This window comes from Bordetella sp. (assembly GCF_057362025.1).
Genome location: NZ_JBMQQZ010000088.1, coordinates 1 through 17,870 on the forward strand (window position 1 = coordinate 1; position 17,870 = coordinate 17,870).

Genomic DNA, 17,870 nt, shown 5'->3' on the forward strand with positions numbered 1-17,870 from the left:
CCACAACCTGATGCTGGATGAGCGCGAAGTCGAGTTCAGCATGATCCGCGCGCAAGGCGCGGGCGGCCAGAACGTCAACAAGGTGTCCAGCGCGGTGCATCTGCGATTCGATATCCGCGCGTCGTCGCTGCCCGACGAGGTCAAGCATGCCTTGCTGGGCAGCGGCGACCGGCGCATTACCAAGGATGGTGTGGCGATCATCAAGGCGCAGACGCATCGCAGCCAGGATAAGAACCGCGCCGAGGCGATCGAGCGCCTGGCCGCGATGATCGCTTCCGCCGCGCGTCCCGTGACGCCACGCAAACCGACCCGGCCCACCCGCGCCTCGCAGCAGCGCCGCGTGCAGCGCAAGGTCCGTCACGGCCAGATCAAGCAGATGCGAGGGAAAATAGGCGGCGACGCCGGGTGAGGACCGCGCGCCCGTTTACGGGCGGTCGGCCGCTGTCCGGATGACGCTCGGACCGCTGCGCGCGGCCGCCCTTATTGCCATTCGAAAACGACGCGGTTGTGCGATCCCTTCGCGATGGTCGCCTGGCGCACGATCTTCTTGCCGTTGTAGGTAGAGGAGATCGTGTACGCACCGGGCGGCAGCTGGACGAGCAGGTAGGGGCCATTGGTGGTCGTCTGCAGGACCGTCGCGCCCTTGCCGTCGGTAATGGTGACCGGGACATCGGCGGTGTAGACGCTCTGTCCGCCCTCGCGTTGCGCGAAGACCATGGACAGGGAGTAGTCTTTCTCCGAGGCCTTCATCGAATTCGATTCATCCAGGCCGACCCCACCGGTCACGAACTGGATATTGCCCTGGCGCTGCAAGGGCGGCATGTCGGCATATGCGACGGAGAGCCCGGCGCCGAACACCAGCATCGCGGCGAGCGTGCGGCGAAAACGGATTGTTTTCATCATTCTGCTCCTATGAACATAGGACAAAGTATCCCTTAGCGAGGGAACGGGCGCGCAGCGGGCTTGCGGCCGGCCTGATACCCGCATGCATATGCTTTGAGCGCAGGCCTGGCGTTGAAGTTCTGCATGTCTGCAAATACGGTTGTGTACGGCAACATACCTTATCCACGGGAAGTCATCGATGACGGAGATCAAAAGCCGGCAGGCGGGCTCCCCGCCGCGCCTTGGCTTGTCGCGCCGGGGCGGCCATCGCCTGCGCTGCGGGTGCGGTCAGTCCGCGGTCAGGACGATGCCACGTCCCAGCTGGAGCGGCCCGCGGGGGAGCCGTCCGGTGCGAAACGCCGTTCATACAGCGAACAATGGCGCTGGCCCAGGATCATGACGGTGGACGAGCGTGTGCCATAGGTCAGGCCGACGATGAAGGCGCTGCTCAGGAAGCGTTCGCGCTCCAGGCCGATGCCGGTATCGGGAAGCTCCGCGTCCAGGGCGATGGAACGGTCGCCCAGCGCGTCGAACAGCGCCTCCACGTCCGGGGCGGGAGCGGCGCGCAGGATGTCGGTGAAGGCGGCCTTGGTGCGGGCCAGCTTCGGCCAGGGGGTGTCCAGCAAGTGGTTCGACAGCGCGTAGATCCCGGGCGCCAGCAACCGTGGCGGCCCGCCGCGGTTGCTGTAGTACGCGGTGTGCTCCCGGTCGCCCACGACAAGATTGAAACCGTTGTAGTCCGCGCCTTGGTCGGCGACCTGGGCGGCGTAGTCCGCAGGTGCCGCATCGCCGCGCAGGAAGTCCTGTACCAGCATGCCCCGAGAGGGCGCGTGCGGGCGGATGCTCATGGGATCGCGGTAGTTGGTGACCAGCGCGTAGCGCCCGCCGCGCGTCATTCCCATCCACGAGCCGCCGGATTGCAGGTCGCGTCCCGCGATGATGCGCGGATCGTCCTTCCAGGGGGCAGCCGCGGCGGTGGGGCGGGCATGGTATTCGTCCCGGTTGGCGGCGATGACCACCGGTACGCCAGGCAGCATGTCGATCGCGAGGACGGCCAGGCACATGGTGCGCCTTAAGCCGCAGGCGCGGAGGACGGCGCGTCGCCCGCATCGCGCGTGAACGCGGCGGTCCGCGGGCGCACCAGCGCGAGGTAATCGCGCGCGCTCATCAGGATCGACGCATCGAGGCGCCCCGCATTGAAGACGATTTCCGCATGCCGGGTACCGAGCGTTTCGTCGACCAGCAGCGTCAGGGCATCGTCGAACACGAAAGGCGGGATCGCGCCGATTTCGCAGCCGGTCAGTTCGCGCGCCAGATCGCGCGATGCCAGCGACGCCTTCTTGCCGCCGGCGGCGCGCGCGATGGCCTCCAGATCGGCCTGCCGGTCCGCCGGGAACACCGCCAGCACGTGGGCGCGTTGCGTGGAAGATAGCTTGACGCGGCAGACCAGTGCCTTGGCGCCCTGGCCGACCGCCGTGCCGCGAATCGCCGCCACCGCTTCGGATCGGCCCTCGGCGGCATGGCGCAACAGGCGGTAGGCGATGCCGGATCCGTCCAGCAGCGCCGTCAACCGCTCGTGCACGGATGCTCCGGCCGGCCCCGCGTCGTCGCGCTGGCAGGCGTCAGCGGACGGAATCGCCGAATCGGTATTCATGCGTCAGCGTGTCCAGCCGGGATTTCAGTTCAGGCGTGAGCTTGTAGTCGACCGCGGCCAGCGTGTCGTCCAGTTGTTCCGGCTTGCTCGCGCCCAGCAGTGGCGCGGTAATGACCGGATTGGCCAGCACCCATGCCATGGCCAGCGTCGTCAGCGATACGCCGGCTTCCTGCGCGATGTCGCGCAGGGCCGCTACGGTTTCGAAGGAGCGTTCGTTCCAGTAGCGATCCTGGTAGCGGCTGCCCGCGGTGCCCAGCGTGAAGCGCGTGCCTTCCGGCGGCTTGGCGTTGGACTTGTGCTTGCCGGTCAGCAGGCCGCCGGCCAGCGGGTTGTAAGGGATGACGGCGAGGCCCTCGGCCGCGCACAGCGGCAGCAACTCGCGTTCGATCTCGCGGAACAGCAGGCTATAGCGAGGCTGCACCGACGCGACGCGCGTCAAGTGGCGCACGTCCGAGCGTCCCAGGGCGGTCGCCAGGCGCCAGGCCAGGAAGTTCGAAACGCCGATATAGCGGGCGCGTCCCGACTTGACGATGACGTCCAGGGCTTCCAGGGTTTCGTCCAGCGGCGTGGTGTCGTCATCCGAATGCAGCTGGTACAGGTCGACGTAATCGGTTTGCAGCCGCTTGAGCGATGCATCGATGGCGTCGAGCAGGTGCTTGCGCGAGGCGCCGCGGTCCCAGTCCTGCGGGCCCATCACGCCCACGGCCTTCGTGGCAAGGATGAAGCTGGAGCGCTTGCCCGTCAGCCAGCGGCCGACGATTTCCTCGGTGCGGCCGGCCGTGTCGGGCGTGCCGCCCAAGGGGTAGACGTCGGCCGTATCGAGGAAGTTGATGCCGGCGTCGCTGGCTTTGTCGAGGATGCGGCCGGCAACGGTTTCGTCGGTCTGCAGGCCGAAGGTCATGGTGCCCAGCGCCAGCCGGGATACCTTCAGGCCGGTGCGGCCGAACTGGATCTTGGGAATGGTCATCGCGAGTTCTCCGTGAAGGCGCGCCGCGCCGGCGCGTTCAGAATCGTGCAAGCAAGCGGCGCCTCGCGGCGCCGGTGGATCTGATGAACCGCGAAGATTCTACGCCCGAAGTACCGCGATGTCGCCTCCTGCGTCGATGCTAGGCGGCCAGGCGGTACTGCTGCGCGGTCTGCTCGAAGTCCGCCACGGCGCGGCGCTGCCAGGCGGCGTCGTGGTTCAATTCCTCGGCCAGGATGCGCGCGACTTCCGGCGCTGCCCGCAGCGCGGCCGCGCTGTCCAGGAAGAGGGCGCGGTTGCGGCGCGCCAGCACATCCTCGGGGCTGCGCGCCAATTCGAAGCGGGCCGCGAAGCGCACGTGGGCTTCGCTCAGGCCGCTGGCCGCCACGAGCACGCGGTCCGCGCCCGGCAGCGCGCGCAGTTGGGGAAGGTCGCTGCCGTAGTAGGCGTCCGGCGTGCCGGGTCGCGCCAGGCCGGACGGCGCGCCGGGGGCGCCGTGCAAGGGCAGGCTTTCGGTGCGGCAGGGTGCGTGGGGCAGGATGTGTTCGCGCGCCGCGAGGTCCATGACGTCCTGCGCCATGCGGCGATAGGTGGTCCATTTGCCGCCGGTGACGGTAATCAACCCCGCGTTGGACATCAGAATGGTGTGTTCGCGCGATAGCGTTTTGGTGGCGCCCACGCCGCTTGCCTTGACCAGCGGGCGCAGGCCGCTCCATACGCTGGTGACATCGGCGCGCGTGGGCTTGCGGCTAAGGTAGCGGGCCGCCGTGGCAAGAATGAAGTCGATATCCTCGCGGCCGGCATCCGGTTCCAGGGGCAGGTCGGCGCGCGGCGTGTCGGTGGTGCCGACGATGGTGTGTCCGTTCCAGGGCACCACGAACAGGACCCGCCCGTCGTCGGTCTTGGGGATCAGGATAGCTTTGTCGCCGGGCAGGAAAGCGCGCGGCAGCGTCAGGTGCACGCCCTGGCTGGGTGCGACGATACCCATCGCGGAACGGTCTTCCATGCGACGGATTGCATCGACCCACACGCCGGTCGCATTGATGACGCATTTGGCGTTCAGGACGAAGGTCGTGCCGCTCAGGCCGTCGCGCGCCGTGACGCCGTCGATGCGTCCGTTGCTCTGGTTCAGCCCCGTGACGCTCATGTAGTTCACCGCCACGCCACCGAGGTCGAACAGCGTGCGCATCAGCGTCGTGGCCAGGCGCGCATCGTCGAACTGGCCGTCGTAATAGAGCACGCCTCCGCGCAGCCGGTGGCCGTCGATGGCGGTGGCCAGTGTGGGGGCGTCGGCCAGCACCTGCGAGCGCGACAGCAGCCGGCTGGGCTGCAGGTTCAGGCGACCCGCCAGCATGTCGTACATCTTCAGTCCGATGCCGTAAAACGGTTGGTCGAGCAGGTTGTAGGACGGCACGACGAAACCCAGCGGCCAGACCACGTGCGGCGCATTGCGTCCCAGCAGTCCCCGTTCGTGCAGGGCCTCGCGGACCAGGCTGATATTGCCTTGCGCCAGGTAGCGCACGCCGCCGTGCACCAGCTTGGTGGCGCGGCTGGACGTGCCTTTGGCGAAATCGGCGGCTTCGATCAACAGTGTGCGATAGCCGCGGGCCGCGGCGTCGACCGCTGTTCCCAGTCCCGTCGCGCCGCCGCCGATGACGATCACGTCCCAGGGCTGGGCGGAATCGAGTTGGGTCAGCAGGCGTTCGCGGGAGGGCGGCGTAACGGTGGCGGGAGTTGTCATGGCAGGGCCTGGTCGGAAGGCGTATGGGCAGCGATCTCGCAGCGCACGCCGGATTCCCGTAGCACGCGCGCGATGGTTTCGGGGATGGGCTGGTCGGTGAACAGGCGGTCGATGCGGGACACGTGGGCGACTTCCACCATGGCCTGGCGTTCGAACTTGCTGCGGTCGGCCGCCAGCCAGACCTCGCGCGACTGCTCGATGATGGTGCGCGCCACGCTGACCTCGCGCAGGTCGTAGTCGCGCAGGGTGCCGTCGGCTTCGATGCCGGATATGCCGATCAAGCCGATATCGACCTTGAAGCGGCGAATGAAATCGATGGCGGCGTCGCCCACGATGGCGCGATCGCTGGCGCGCATCAGACCGCCGGCCACAATGACCTCGCAGTCGGGATTGGCCGCGAGGATGTCGGCGACCTGCAGGTTGTTGGTAATGACGCGCAAGCCGCGGTGGTTCAGCAGCGCACGGGCGATCGCTTCGGTGGTGGTGCCGATGTTAAGGATCAGCGAGCAGCCTTCGGGGACCTGTGCGGCCACGGCCTGGGCGATGCGCCGCTTGCCCTCGGCGTTGACCGCCTTGCGCTGCTGGTAGGCGATGTTTTCCGTTGTGGAAGAGGCGGCTACGCGCACGCCGCCGTGGAAGCGGGCGAGCAGGCCGGCGCCCGCCAGCAGGGCGACGTCGCGGCGCACCGTCTGCAGCGTTACCCCGAAGCGTTGCGCCAGGGCTTCTATCGAAGCCGTGCCGTCCTGGCGAACCGCTTCGACAAGCGCGATCTGGCGTGGGTTCATATCCATAAACGCATCATAAACGAACTTAAACGAAACTAAAAGAACGAATGCGCGCATGGCGTCATCGCTCCGAAGCGCACCGCCGCTCAGCCGTAAAGCCTAAAGCTGGGTAAACGCGCGTTACCTGGACCGCGGGGGGCCTTCTACACTTCCGCCTGCCTCACCCGCCGGATCCACGCGTACCCGCAGCGCAATAACGACGCTCCGGCATCCGACAAGCTGTCCCCCGGTTTACGCCACGGGCGCCGCATGGAGAACCCATCGGCATGCCCCGGCACCAGGCCTTGCAAAAGAACATTGCAACCATGGGAGGCGGAGCGATGAAGGGCAACTCTTCCGTACGCGCGGCCCGGCTTGCCGGCGCCTGCCTGTGTGCCGGCGCCGGCGCCGTCTTCGCCGACGATGCGGCACCGTCGGCCGATACCTGGAAGTTCGAAGCGACGCCTTATTTCTGGGCGGCGGGGATGAGCGGTTGGGGCCGTGTCGGCGCCCGCACCCCGACCGTGCGCTTCGATACGGACTTCTCGCAGATCTGGGATCACCTGGATTTCGGCGCGATGGGCACGTTCGAGGCGCGCAAGGGACGCTGGGGCATCCTGTTCGACGCGTTCTACGTGAAAGTCAGCCAGCGCAGCGAGCCACTGGCGCGAGGCGCGCTGGGCACCGTGGATGCGACCTTGCAGCAGACCATATTGCAGGCGGCCGGCGCCTACCGGGTGTTCGATAGCCGGAAGACGCCGGTCGATATCCTGGCCGGCGTGCGCTACACCTATCTGGACGGCGACCTCGATTTCTCGAAAAGCCGGCTTTTGCCTGCAGGGCCCTCGCGCAGCGGCAACGTCGATTGGACCGATGGATTCGTCGGCGTGCGCGCGTCCTATGCCCTGACCGACAAATGGTCCCTGGTGGGGTACGCGGACGCCGGTACCGGCGGCGGCGATTATTCCTGGCAGGTCCTTGCCGGCACCAACTACGAGTTTTCCAAGTCCCTGGTGGGCAAGTTCGGCTACCGGATCATCAGCATGAAGTACGAGTCCGACAGGTTTCTGTACAACGCGAAGACCGCGGGGTTGTTCCTGGGCTTGGGAATCCGGTTCTGATCCCTTGGGGATACGGTTCCGATTCTTATGGCCGCGTCCGGCATCGTCCGGGGGGCTGACATGAAAACTCGCCAATTCCTGTATGCCGCGGCTGTCGTGCTGGCGGCGGGCATGGCCGGACAGCCGGGTGCCCAGCAGATCGGGTCTCCGGTCGAATCCAACCGGGAAGCCGCCGGCGTCCAGCCGGGTACGCCGGACGCGACGACCACCATCGATGGCCGCTACCTGCCGCCGCCACCGCCGAAGTTCGGCGGACGCATCGAGCTCAATGCCGCGCAGTCGACACCCGCATGGCCGGCGCGCGTCGTGCCGCCGCCGGGCGCGCCCAATGTGCTGCTGATCATGACCGACGACGTGGGCTTCGGCGCGCCGTCCACGTTCGGCGGGGGCATCCCCACGCCGGCGTTGGACCGCATCGCGAACAATGGCCTGCGGTTCACCAATTTCCATTCCACCGCGCTGTGTTCGCCCACGCGCGCGGCGCTGATTACGGGCCGCAATCATCATTCCGTGGGTTTCGGCGTGATTTCGGAGGCCGCGTCGGGATACCCAGGCTACGACAGCGTGATCGGCAGGGACAGCGCCACCATCGGCCGCATCCTGCGCGACAACGGCTATCGCACGTCCTGGTTCGGCAAGGACCACAATACGCCCAGTTGGACGGCCAGCGCGATCGGCCCGTTCGACCAGTGGCCGATCGGCATGGGATTCGACTATTTCTACGGATTCGTCGGCGGCGATGCCAGCCAGTGGGAACCCAACCTGTTCCGCAATACCACCGCGATCTATCCCTATGTGGGACATCCGGGATGGAACCTGACCACCGCGATGGCCGACGACGCGATCCAATGGCTGTCCCAGCTCGATGCCATCAATCCCGCGATGCCGTTCTTCCTTTACTACGTTCCCGGCGGCACGCATTCCCCGCATCATCCGACGCCGGAATGGATCGCCAGGATCCGGGATATGCATCTGTTCGACAAAGGATGGAACGCGCTGCGCGAGCAGATCTTCGAGAACCAGAAAAAACTCGGCGTTATTCCCGCGGATACGGTGCTGACCGACTGGCCGGACGATCTGCTCAAACGCTGGGACGGCCTCTCGGACGAGGAGAAGAAACTGTATATCCGGCAGGCGGAGGTCTACGCGGCCTATCTGGCCTATACCGATCACGAAATCGGCCGGGTGATCGATGCGGTCGACAAATCGGGCCGGCTGGACAATACGCTGATCATCTACATCAGCGGCGACAACGGGGCGTCGGCGGAAGGATCGCCCAACGGCACGCCCAACGAAGTGCTGCAGTTCAATGGCGTCGAGCTGCCGGTGGCCGAGCAGATGAAGTACTACGACGCCTGGGGATCGCAGTACACGTACAACCACATGGCGGTACCTTGGGCCTGGGCCTTCGATACGCCGTTCCGCTGGACCAAGCAGGTGCCGTCCTACTTCGGCGGCACGCGCCAGGGCGTGGCGATTTCCTGGCCCCGCGTCATCAAGGACAAGGGCGGCATCCGCAGCCAGTTCCATCACGTCATCGATGTGGTGCCCACGCTGCTGCAGGCCACCGGCATTCCTGCGCCGGTGATGGTGGACGGGATCGCGCAGAAGCCTATCGAGGGCGCCAGCATGATGTACGCCTTCGACAAGGCCAACGCCACCGCGCGGTCGCCTCACCGCACGCAATACTTCGAGATGATGGGGGTGCAGGGGCTGTACGACGACGGCTGGATGCTCAGTGCGGTCCCGACGCGGCCACCCTGGAATCTGGTCGGTACGGCCATCCAGAACCCGGCCAGTGCCTATCGTTTCGAGCTGTTCGACACCAACAAGGACTGGTCGCAGGCCCACGACGTCGCTGCCGCGCATCCCGACAAGGTCAGCGAGATGAAAGACCTGATGTTCGCCGAATTCGCCCGCTACCAGGTATTGCCGCTCGATGCGTCGGTGGTCACCCGGATGGTGGAGCCGCGTCCGTCCGTCACAGGGGGACGGCGTTCCTTTACCGTCTCGGCGCCGCTGACGGGCCTGCCCCGGGGCACGGCGCCCAGCGTACTGAATACTTCATACACCATCGTGGCCGAGGTCGACGTGCCGGCGGGCGGCGCGGAGGGCGTCATCGTCACGGACGGCGGGCGCTTCGGCGGCTACGGGATGTACCTGCTGCGGGGCAGGCCGGTTTTCGTATGGAACCTGCTCGGCCTGGAGACCGTGCGCTGGGAGGCGCCGGACGTCCTCGCGCCGGGCAAGCACAGGCTGGAATACGACTTCCACTACGACGGACTGGGATTCGGGACCCTGGCATTCAACGACCTGAGCGGTGTCGGGCGATCCGGCACGGGGGTGTTTTCGGTGGACGGGAAGACCGTCGCCACCCACACGATGCAGAAAACCGTTCCCATGACCCTGCCTTGGGACGAAACCTTCGACGTCGGATCCGATACGGGCACGCCGGTAGTCGATCAGGACTATCAGGTGCCATTCCGTTTTACCGGGACCATAGGCAAGGTGACCGTTACCCTCGACCCGGCCAGGCTGACGCCTGCGGACGAGCAGCGTCTGCGAGAGGCGCAGCAGCGGGCAGCCGCCAGCCGCTAGGGCGGTCCGCCAGGCCGCTGGCCCGGAACCGTACAGGCCGATATTGGCGTTGCGCGGCGTCACCCCTGGTCCAGGTACCGGGGGGGCGCCGGTGCGCATCGCCCGAGAGCTTGCCCGGCCGCGCCACCGTCCGGCCACTGTGTGACTCCTCGCCTCAATTTGACACTTCCGGAGACGAACGCCGGCTGGCAGGCCTCGTATCCTTCCTGGCTTCCTCCTTCGGCCATGTGGTCGGGTTGACTAGGCCATGCCCCGGGCGGGTATGATCGACGGATAAACGAGCGTCGGCATGCGCGTTTTTCATGACGCGCCGATGACGGCGCCTATCGGTGCAAGGGCACCGCGCAAGATTGACGATTCATCAATAAATCAGGAGATAGGGTATGAACCGACCGCTCGATGGACTCGTAGCCGCACTGGATGTGCCGGCTTATGTGCGGCACCGTAAACTCGTCGATTGGGTCGGCGAATTCGTGGCGCTGGCCAAGCCCGATCGCGTGGTCTGGTGTGATGGTTCGCAGGAGGAATACGACCGGCTGTGCGATCAGATGGTCCAGGCCGGCACGCTGCGCCGCCTGAATCCGGAGAAGCGGCCGAACTCCTATTTGGCGTGGTCCGATCCCGGCGACGTTGCCCGCGTGGAGGATCGCACCTTCATCTGCACCGAGGACAAGGCCGATGCCGGTCCCAACAATAACTGGGCGGCGCCCGCCGAAATGCGCGCGACGCTGAACAAGCTGTTCGACGGCGCGATGCGCGGCCGCACCCTGTATGTGGTGCCGTTTTCCATGGGACCGCTCGGATCGCCGATTTCGCACATCGGCGTCGAGCTGACCGACAGCCCGTACGTGGTGGTCAGCATGCGCATCATGACGCGCATGGGCAGCAAGGTGTACGACATCCTGGGCGACGACGGCGAGTTCGTGCCCTGCGTGCATACCGTGGGCGCGCCCCTGGCCCAGGGCCAGGCCGATGTGCCCTGGCCGTGCAATCCGACCAAATACATTGTCCATTACCCCGCGACGCGCGAAATCTGGAGCTACGGCTCGGGCTACGGCGGCAACGCGCTGCTGGGCAAGAAGTGCTTCGCTTTGCGCATCGCGTCCACCATGGGACATGACGAAGGCTGGCTGGCCGAGCACATGCTGATCCTGGGTGTGACTTCGCCGGAAGGCAAGAAGCATCACGTCGCGGCGGCGTTCCCGTCGGCCTGCGGCAAGACCAACTTCGCCATGCTGATTCCCCCGCAAGGGCTGGACGGCTGGAAGGTCACCACCATCGGCGACGATATCGCGTGGATCAAGCCCAGCAAGGACGGCAAGCTGCACGCCATCAATCCGGAAGCCGGCTACTTCGGCGTGGCGCCCGGCACGGGCGAGAAGACCAACCCCAACGCCATGGCGACGCTGAAGGCCAACTGCATCTTCACCAACGTCGCGTTGACCGACGACGGTGACGTCTGGTGGGAAGGCATGACCGAACAGGCGCCCGCGCACCTGATCGACTGGCAGGGCAATGACTGGACCCCGCAGATCGCCAAGGAAACCGGCCGCAAGGCGGCGCATCCGAACGCGCGCTTCACGGCGCCGGCTTCGCAGTGTCCTTCCATCGATTCCGAATGGGAGAATCCGCAGGGCGTGGTCATCGATGCCTTTATCTTCGGCGGCCGCCGGTCCACGACCGTGCCGCTGGTGACCGAGGCCCGCAATTGGGAAGAGGGCGTCTATATGGCCGCCACCATGGGGTCGGAGACCACCGCGGCCGCGGCCGGCCAGCAGGGCGTCGTACGGCGTGATCCCTTCGCCATGCTGCCTTTCTGCGGCTACAACATGAGCGATTACTTCCAGCACTGGCTGGACCTGGGCGAACAGCTGCGCAAGACCGGCGCGACGCTGCCGCGCTTCTACTGCGTCAACTGGTTCCGCAAGGGACCGGACGGCAAGTTCGTCTGGCCGGGTTTCGGCGAAAACATGCGCGTGCTGAAGTGGATGCTGCAGCGTATCGAAGGCAAGGCCGATGGCCAGGAACATGCCTTCGGCGTGTCGCCGCGCTACGAGGACCTGGACTGGAGCGGCCTGGAGTTCGGCGCCGGCAAGTACGAGCTGGTGTCGTCGATCGACGCGGATGCATGGCGCGACGAGCTGGCGCTGCACGATGAGCTGTTCAAGCAGTTGGCCCATCGCCTGCCCCAGTCGCTGCCGGACACCAAGCAGCGTATCGAGAACCGGCTGGCTGCCTGATCGGGCTGCCGTATCGACAGCACGCGGGGCCTCGCAACCGGAAGGTGCGAGGCCCCGCGTGCATTGTCAGTCCGGGCCCAGCGTTTTTTCCATGAAGACGCTGAGCGGGTCCGGCAGGTAGTCGCCGAAAGGGGCGATGTCGCGGTAGCCGCCGGACCGGTACAGGCCCAGGGCTTCCGGCTGGTAGATGCCGGTTTCCAATCGCAGGACTGCGATACCGCGCTCGTGGGCCCGGCTTTCCAGGCGTTCCAGCAGGCGGCGGCCCAGTTTGGCGCCGCGCGCTTCCGGCGCGACGAACATGCGCTTGATTTCCGCGCTGCCGTCCAGGGCAGGCACCAGGGCGCAGCATCCCAGCACGGCGCCATCGCGGCGGGCAACGAAGAAATCGATGCCCGGCTGCTCCAGTGCACCCGGGTCCAGGATGTGATTGCTTTCCGGCGGGTAGAGCCCGTGCAGGTAGGCATCGGCCTGGGCCAACAGCGCCAGCACATCGTGCTGGCGTGGCGATTCCAGCGCGATGGCCGCGAGGTCAGTCGTCCAGGTCGAGGTCATCGTCCTCTTCGTCCTCTTCGTCTTCCTCGTCCTGTTCCAGCGCGTCGTAGCCCTTCCAGGTGATACGCCAGATGGCGTCCTGGCCGGTGGTGCTTTCCGTCAGCTTCTTGATCAGACCGGCATCGGCAAGCAGCTCCAGATGATGGCTGACTTCCTCCGGCGTGGCGTCATCGATATCGAGCTCCTGTACGGCGGCCGTCACGTCGCGGCCGCTCAGCGCTGACGCTTCCGCATCGCGGAACGCGCCCAGGATGGTTACGACCAGATCGAAATTGCGTTGCATGGCGACACCTCGTAGGTTGGAGCGCCATAACGGCGCACCCTCAACGTTAACAGATGCGCGGTCGTCGGAATGTCACACGCGGCACGCGTCAGCCGGGCAGCAGGCACTCCCTGCAGGATGTCAGTGCCAGATGCGCGTCCCGGATCATGAAATTGACCAGTGTGGCCGATACGCCCAGGTCGCGGGCGATATCGCGCTGCGTATGTCCTTCGATGCGGTATAGCTCGAAGGCGCGGCGTGTGCGCGCCGACAGGCCCGCGAGCGCGGCGCTGGCCATGGACAGCGCCTGCCGGCTGATCACGATGTTGTCGGCGCCGTCGGTGGCGGTGACGTGCGCGCCGTCCTCTTCTTCGGTGAACAGGCGGTGTTCCAGCGCGCGGCGGCGGTGGTAATCGATGGCAAGATGGCGGACGGTCTGGAACAGGTAGGCGACGGGCTCGCGTATGGTCGATAGGGGAGGGCCTTCGAGCAGCTTCAGGTAGGTGTCCTGGACCACGTCATCGGCCAATTCCGTCGAGCCCAGGATGCGCAGCGCGGCGCGCAGCAGCCTGGGCTGATGGACCATGTACAGCGCCGCCAGTGATTCGGCGGCCGGTGTCTCTTTCTGCATGGATACTCCTTGCGGATACGCTCGGTTTGCCGGCTCGCGATACGGGTCAGTAACGGTAGGCCGCGGTGGCCATGACCGTTCTGTCTATGCCGTATCGGCAGTTGAGCCGGTCGTTGCGACAGACCACCGTCTCTTTGTTCGTCAGGTTCGTTGCATCGATAGAGAAGCGCCATGGGCCGGTTTCATAGCCCAGCGACGCATCCAGCATCGTGGCGGCCGAGTTCTTCATCGTGTTCTGCACGTCGATCCAGGTGGAGCCGACGTAGCGCACGCCCAGCGCGGCTCGCCAGCCCTTGGCGTAGCCGTCGGTAAAGCGGTGCTGCACCCACAGCGACGCCATGTGGCGCGGTGTGACGATCGGCGTTTTCCCCCGGCCGCCGTCGTTGCTGCGCACGGTGGTGACATCGTTGTAGGTGTAGGCGGCCAGCAGGTCCCAACGGCGCGCCAGCGTTGCCTTGCCCTGCAATTCCAGGCCGCGCGAGCGGACTTCGCCGGTCTGCACTTCGAATCCGTCATGCAGCGGGTCCGCGGTCAGCCCATCGCGCTGACGCAGGTCGAAAACCGCCAGGGTGTACAGCGCATCCATATCGGGCGGCTGAACCTTGACGCCCGCTTCGACCTGCGCGGCCCTGGCCGGCGTGAAGGGCGTCCCGGCATAATCCGCGCCTAGCTGCGGCAAAAAGGAAGTGGCGTAGCTGACGTAGGGCGATACGCCGGGGACGATCTCGTAGGCCAGTCCCGCGCGGCCGGTGTAGGCGCTATCGTTCTGGGCGGTACGGGTTCCCTGGAAATGATCGATCGTGTCGTTGTCCACGCGATCGTGGCGGCCGGACAAGGTCACCGTCCAGTCGCCGTAGCGGATCTGGTCCTGGGCATAAAGGCCCCATTGCGTGCTGGTCTGCTTCATGTCCAGAAAGGTCGCCAGCGTACCGGGCAGCGGCAAATGCAGCCCGTAGACGGGATCGTCCAGGTCCAGGTCGGGGGCCGGGCCCTGCTTGTAGGTCTGCCAGCCGACTACCCGCCGATAATCGATGCCCAGCAGCAAGGTATGGCTGCCTTGCGCCGCGTCGTCGAAGCGGCCTTCCAGCTGGCTGTCCACCGCCAGGCCATGCATGGATTCGCGGGCGTCGACCAGATAGCGCGACAAGGTCTTGCCGTCGGACTGCAGCGCCAGCGGGTACAGGTTGCGCAGCGTCATGCCGCCATGCTGGTAGCGCAGGTTCTGGCGTGCCGTCCATGCGCGGTTCAAGCGGTGCTCGAATTGATAGCCGATGCTGGCCAGGTTGCGGTCGTAGTCGTCGTAGGCGTAGTCGCCCACCAGCGTGCGCCGGGGATAGTAGCTGCGCGATTCGCCGTCGTTGCGATCGTGCTGGTAGTTCAGCAGCAGGGTGAGGGAGGTATCGGCCGACCGCCATGTGTAGGCGGGGGCCACGTAAGCCAGGTTGTCGCGGTAGCGGTGGCCGCTGGTGTATTCATCCTGGGTGCCGGCTTCGCGGCCGGTGGCGGTCAGGCGATACAGGGACGACCCTTGCGCATCGATGGGACCGCCCAGGTCCAGGTAGGCCTGGCGGTAATCGTAGGAGCCGACTTCCACGGCGGCCTCGTGCAAGGGCTGGTCGGGCGGACGCTTGGTCGTGCGGTTGACCAGGCCGCCGGCGGAGACCTGGCCGTAGAGCGAGGACGACGGCCCACGCAGCACCTCGATGCTTTCCAGGGCGTAGACCGGCAGGCGCGGCCGGATCTGGTCGTACGGCATTTGGCTCAAGCCATCGCGGTAATCGCCGCTGAGTTTGGCATCGAAGCCGCGCAGCACGATCCAATCGTTGCGGATTTCATTGCCGCCGTAGTTGTTGATCTGGACCCCCGGCGTGTACTGCAGCGCCTGTACCACCGAACCGCTATTGCGTGCCTGCATTTCACGTTGCGTGATAACCGAGACGGATTGCGGGTTGGCCAGCAGGCTGGTCTCGGTTTTCGTGCCCGTGGTGGTCTGCCTGGCGACGAAGGGATCGGCGTCGTTCGACGTGCTGGCTTGCACGATGACGGTGGGCAGCACCGCGGCGGTGTTCGTCGGGATGCGGACGATGTGGTAGCTGCCGGGTGGCTCCTGGCGCGCTTCCAGCCCGCGGTCCAGCAAGACCGCGGCGAACGCCTGGTCCAGCGTGTAGCGGCCTTGCAGGCCGTCGCTGCGCGCATCGCCGACGAGTGCCGGATCGAAGTAGAGCAGCACGCCGCCCTGGCTGGCGATGTCCTGCAGGACGCGCGCCAGGCGATCCGGCGCGACGTCGAAGCGCCGGCTGGCCGGGGCGGCCGGGCGAAGTCCGGTGGCTTCCGGCGTGGCCGGACGATGGCGAGCGGATGCGCCGTCCACGGGGCGGGCGCCATCCGGCGGAGGCAGGCCCTGGGCGTGCGCGCGTCCGGAAGGGCCGGCCCAGGCCAGCCCGGCGATCAGGGCAGCGGTCACGAGCCGGTCCAGGGCCGAATACGGCCAGGATTTCCAGTAGCGAGACTGTGCATCGCCTCTCCTCGTCATGACGTCAGGTTCCGTTGTCGACCCAATTCCGGGCCGTCCGTGCATAGAGGACACGCGGCTACCCGAAAACCGGAAAGTGCCAGCAGGTTTTTTTTGCCGTCTGGCCGCCCACGGCAACAAGCCCCCGGCAGGCAGCGAGCCGGCTTGCCGGCGCCGCGTGAGGGCGATCCTTTTGCCGAGGAACGGCCGGGGCGTGTCCTTATGCGGGACGGCGCGCGGAGACTTCTATCCAGTAGGGCGTCCGTCGCGTGATGGCGATGGGCAGCAGGCCGCTGATCGCATCCAGCACGCGATCGGTATCGTCCGTGGGAAAAAGACCCGACAGGCGCATGCGCCCGGCGGCGGCATCACAGGTGATGTAGCCGTGGCGATAGCGGCTGAGTTCGGCGAGAAAGTCCGTCAGGCTGACGTTGTCCGCCGCGATCCGGCCCTGTAGCCAGGCATCGGTGCCCGGCGCGACGCTGCGTACCGGGCCCAGCCCGGCACGAGAGAGGGTGGCCATGCGGCCGGCCTGCAGATAGGCGGGCTGCGCGCCGTTGCCGGCGTTCACGCTGACCTGGCCTTCGTAGACGGCCACGGTGGCGCGGTCGTCATCCAGCCGGACATTGAAGCGCGTGCCCAGCGTCCGGATGGTGCCCGCGACGGTATGCACCAGGAAGGGAATCCGGCTGTAGGCCGGCTGGTGTCCTGTGGTGAAGAAGGCTTCGCCCCGCCGCAGTGTGATGATGCGCCCGGCCTCGCTGAAATTGACGTCGATGCCGCTGCCCGTGTTGAGCACGACGCGGCTGTCGTCCTGCAGGAGGATCTCGCGGCGTGCGCCGATGCGCACCGTGTAGTCCGGCGTGATCCGCAGCAGGCGCATGCGGTCCACCAGCCACAAGGTGGGAATGCCCAGGATCAACAGCCCGGCGGCGCCGCGTAGCAGCCGCCGGCGGATATCCTTGCGCCGCTCCCGGGTCAGGGCCTCGTAGGCGGGCCTCCCGCGGATCGCATTCATGCGGTCGTCCACGTAGGCCAGTTGGGTCCAGGCGCGCTGGTGATCGGCATCGGCGGCGCACCATGCGGCCCAGGCCTGGCGGTCATTTTCCGTGGCCCGCCCCGACGAGAACAGCACGTACCAGCGGGCTGCCTCTTCCGCGATGCGCGGATCCAGCGGTATCCCGCCGGCATACAGAATGGTGGGATGTTCCGCGCCGCGGCTCATCGCGGACCCTCTTGCAGGAAGAAGCAGGCTTGCACGGCGCGCACCATATAGTTGCCCACCGTGCGGGTCGTGACGCCCAGGCGCTTGGCGATTTCTTCGTACTTCATGCCTTCCAGCTGCGCGAGCAGGAAGGCCTCCCGCACCTTGGCGGGCAGGGCGTCCAGCGCGGCATCGACGGCATATAGCTGTTCGAGGACAAGCTTGCGCTGTTCGGGATCCGGCGCGTATTCCTCGGGGACCAGCGCCAGCGCGTCCAGATAGGCCCGCTCGATGGCGTTGCGCCGGTAGTGATTGGCCAGCAGCCGACGCGCGATGGTGGCCAGGAACGCACGGGGTTCGGCCAAGGCCGGCAGGTCGCGGGCGGTGAGGATGCGCACGAAGGTGTCCTGCGCCAGGTCGACGGCGGCGTCCTCGCCCCCCATCCTGTGCCTGAGCCAACCCGCGAGCCAGGGCTGATGCTGGGAGTACAGCGCTTCGGTTCGTTGATGCACGCTCAGCTCGTCGCCAGACATGGGACCGCCTCCGCAAGGGGATCAGAAGATTGATACTGTTAATGATAACGTTTATCAATTCGTTTTCATAATCCCGCCGGAGGGCGGCAGTGCCGCGGCGCACCGCGATCCGTCGCGTTTCAATGGTAAGGATAACGACCAGGCGCATCGCCGATCTGCGCAAGCAGGAAGAACGCCGCAGGCGGTCCTCGGCAAACGGCGTTCTGTTGGAG

Annotated in this window: 16 protein-coding genes; 4 read left to right on the plus strand and 12 right to left on the minus strand. The window is 66.4% G+C overall.

Annotation, left to right across the window (positions count from 1 at the left end; translation table 11 throughout):
- The first annotated feature begins 7 nt into the window (after positions 1-7).
- On the plus strand, positions 8-409 hold the full coding sequence (gene arfB, locus ACO1P8_RS19280) for an alternative ribosome rescue aminoacyl-tRNA hydrolase ArfB (protein WP_486297536.1): 402 nt from the start codon (positions 8-10) through the stop codon (positions 407-409).
- A gap of 71 nt (positions 410-480) precedes the next feature.
- Here arfB and ACO1P8_RS19285 read toward each other — a convergent pair whose 3' ends face one another.
- The 6 genes from ACO1P8_RS19285 to ACO1P8_RS19310 form a co-directional block, all read right to left on the minus strand.
- Positions 481-903, minus strand: a complete 423-nt coding sequence (locus ACO1P8_RS19285) for a carboxypeptidase-like regulatory domain-containing protein (RefSeq protein ID WP_486297498.1) — start codon at positions 901-903, stop codon at positions 481-483.
- A 278-nt stretch (positions 904-1,181) separates the two neighbouring features.
- Entirely contained in the window at positions 1,182-1,946 is a 765-nt protein-coding gene (locus ACO1P8_RS19290) for an NRDE family protein (RefSeq protein WP_486297499.1), read from the minus strand.
- A gap of 8 nt (positions 1,947-1,954) precedes the next feature.
- Positions 1,955-2,536, minus strand: coding sequence for a YbaK/EbsC family protein (locus ACO1P8_RS19295; protein ID WP_486297500.1), 582 nt, complete (start codon positions 2,534-2,536; stop codon positions 1,955-1,957).
- Positions 2,505-3,503, minus strand: coding sequence for an aldo/keto reductase (locus ACO1P8_RS19300; protein WP_486297501.1), 999 nt, complete (start codon positions 3,501-3,503; stop codon positions 2,505-2,507). Before ACO1P8_RS19300 ends, ACO1P8_RS19295 begins: the two co-directional genes overlap by 32 nt.
- Before the next feature lie 139 nt (positions 3,504-3,642).
- A complete protein-coding gene (locus tag ACO1P8_RS19305) occupies positions 3,643-5,241 on the minus strand; it encodes a glycerol-3-phosphate dehydrogenase/oxidase (RefSeq protein ID WP_486297502.1) in 1,599 nt (532 codons plus the stop codon).
- Entirely contained in the window at positions 5,238-6,083 is an 846-nt protein-coding gene (locus ACO1P8_RS19310; protein ID WP_486297503.1) for a DeoR/GlpR family DNA-binding transcription regulator, read from the minus strand. The genes ACO1P8_RS19305 and ACO1P8_RS19310 overlap by 4 nt, the downstream gene beginning before the upstream one ends.
- Positions 6,084-6,346: 263 nt before the next feature.
- Here ACO1P8_RS19310 and ACO1P8_RS19315 point away from each other — a divergent pair, with 263 nt between their 5' ends.
- The 3 genes from ACO1P8_RS19315 (at position 6,347) to ACO1P8_RS19325 (ending at position 11,964) form a co-directional block, all read left to right on the plus strand.
- Positions 6,347-7,126: a hypothetical protein gene (locus ACO1P8_RS19315; RefSeq protein WP_486297504.1), complete on the plus strand. Its 780-nt coding sequence runs from the start codon at positions 6,347-6,349 to the stop codon at positions 7,124-7,126.
- 60 nt (positions 7,127-7,186) lie between these two features.
- Entirely contained in the window at positions 7,187-9,724 is a 2,538-nt protein-coding gene (locus ACO1P8_RS19320) for an arylsulfatase (protein WP_486297505.1), read from the plus strand.
- A gap of 383 nt (positions 9,725-10,107) precedes the next feature.
- Positions 10,108-11,964, plus strand: a complete 1,857-nt coding sequence (locus ACO1P8_RS19325) for a phosphoenolpyruvate carboxykinase (GTP) (protein WP_486297506.1) — start codon at positions 10,108-10,110, stop codon at positions 11,962-11,964.
- Positions 11,965-12,030: 66 nt separating this feature from the next.
- Here the strand turns inward: ACO1P8_RS19325 and ACO1P8_RS19330 are convergent, their stop codons facing one another.
- From ACO1P8_RS19330 to ACO1P8_RS19355, 6 genes are all read right to left on the minus strand, one after another.
- Entirely contained in the window at positions 12,031-12,516 is a 486-nt protein-coding gene (locus tag ACO1P8_RS19330) for a GNAT family N-acetyltransferase (protein ID WP_486297507.1), read from the minus strand.
- On the minus strand, positions 12,494-12,799 hold the full coding sequence (locus ACO1P8_RS19335) for a DUF2513 domain-containing protein (RefSeq protein WP_486297508.1): 306 nt from the start codon (positions 12,797-12,799) through the stop codon (positions 12,494-12,496). The genes ACO1P8_RS19330 and ACO1P8_RS19335 overlap by 23 nt, the downstream gene beginning before the upstream one ends.
- Before the next feature lie 88 nt (positions 12,800-12,887).
- A complete protein-coding gene (locus ACO1P8_RS19340; protein WP_486297509.1) occupies positions 12,888-13,409 on the minus strand; it encodes a sigma-70 family RNA polymerase sigma factor in 522 nt (173 codons plus the stop codon).
- Positions 13,410-13,455: 46 nt separating this feature from the next.
- A complete protein-coding gene (locus tag ACO1P8_RS19345) occupies positions 13,456-15,942 on the minus strand; it encodes a TonB-dependent siderophore receptor (RefSeq protein ID WP_486297510.1) in 2,487 nt (828 codons plus the stop codon).
- Positions 15,943-16,141: 199 nt separating this feature from the next.
- Positions 16,142-17,146 (minus strand): FecR family protein, encoded by a 1,005-nt coding sequence (locus ACO1P8_RS19350; protein WP_486297511.1) that lies wholly within the window; start codon positions 17,144-17,146, stop codon positions 16,142-16,144.
- Entirely contained in the window at positions 17,143-17,658 is a 516-nt protein-coding gene (locus ACO1P8_RS19355) for a sigma-70 family RNA polymerase sigma factor (protein ID WP_486297512.1), read from the minus strand. The genes ACO1P8_RS19350 and ACO1P8_RS19355 overlap by 4 nt, the downstream gene beginning before the upstream one ends.
- Positions 17,659-17,870: the final 212 nt, after the last annotated feature.

Excerpts from the sequence above, each read along its gene's own strand:
- ACO1P8_RS19335 (WP_486297508.1), bottom strand. The coding sequence starts at position 12,799 with ATGCAACGCAATTTCGATCTGGTCGTAACCATCCTGGGCGCGTTCCGC.
- ACO1P8_RS19330 (WP_486297507.1), bottom strand. The coding sequence starts at position 12,516 with ATGACCTCGACCTGGACGACTGACCTCGCGGCCATCGCGCTGGAATCG.
- ACO1P8_RS19320 (WP_486297505.1), top strand. The coding sequence starts at position 7,187 with ATGAAAACTCGCCAATTCCTGTATGCCGCGGCTGTCGTGCTGGCGGCG.
- ACO1P8_RS19295 (WP_486297500.1), bottom strand. The coding sequence starts at position 2,536 with ATGAATACCGATTCGGCGATTCCGTCCGCTGACGCCTGCCAGCGCGAC.
- ACO1P8_RS19350 (WP_486297511.1), bottom strand. The coding sequence starts at position 17,146 with ATGAGCCGCGGCGCGGAACATCCCACCATTCTGTATGCCGGCGGGATA.
- ACO1P8_RS19300 (WP_486297501.1), bottom strand. The coding sequence starts at position 3,503 with ATGACCATTCCCAAGATCCAGTTCGGCCGCACCGGCCTGAAGGTATCC.
- ACO1P8_RS19325 (WP_486297506.1), top strand. The coding sequence starts at position 10,108 with ATGAACCGACCGCTCGATGGACTCGTAGCCGCACTGGATGTGCCGGCT.
- ACO1P8_RS19310 (WP_486297503.1), bottom strand. The coding sequence starts at position 6,083 with ATGCGCGCATTCGTTCTTTTAGTTTCGTTTAAGTTCGTTTATGATGCG.
- ACO1P8_RS19345 (WP_486297510.1), bottom strand. The coding sequence starts at position 15,942 with ATGACGAGGAGAGGCGATGCACAGTCTCGCTACTGGAAATCCTGGCCG.
- ACO1P8_RS19355 (WP_486297512.1), bottom strand. The coding sequence starts at position 17,658 with ATGTCTGGCGACGAGCTGAGCGTGCATCAACGAACCGAAGCGCTGTAC.
- ACO1P8_RS19305 (WP_486297502.1), bottom strand. The coding sequence starts at position 5,241 with ATGACAACTCCCGCCACCGTTACGCCGCCCTCCCGCGAACGCCTGCTG.
- ACO1P8_RS19290 (WP_486297499.1), bottom strand. The coding sequence starts at position 1,946 with ATGTGCCTGGCCGTCCTCGCGATCGACATGCTGCCTGGCGTACCGGTG.
- ACO1P8_RS19285 (WP_486297498.1), bottom strand. The coding sequence starts at position 903 with ATGATGAAAACAATCCGTTTTCGCCGCACGCTCGCCGCGATGCTGGTG.
- ACO1P8_RS19340 (WP_486297509.1), bottom strand. The coding sequence starts at position 13,409 with ATGCAGAAAGAGACACCGGCCGCCGAATCACTGGCGGCGCTGTACATG.
- ACO1P8_RS19315 (WP_486297504.1), top strand. The coding sequence starts at position 6,347 with ATGAAGGGCAACTCTTCCGTACGCGCGGCCCGGCTTGCCGGCGCCTGC.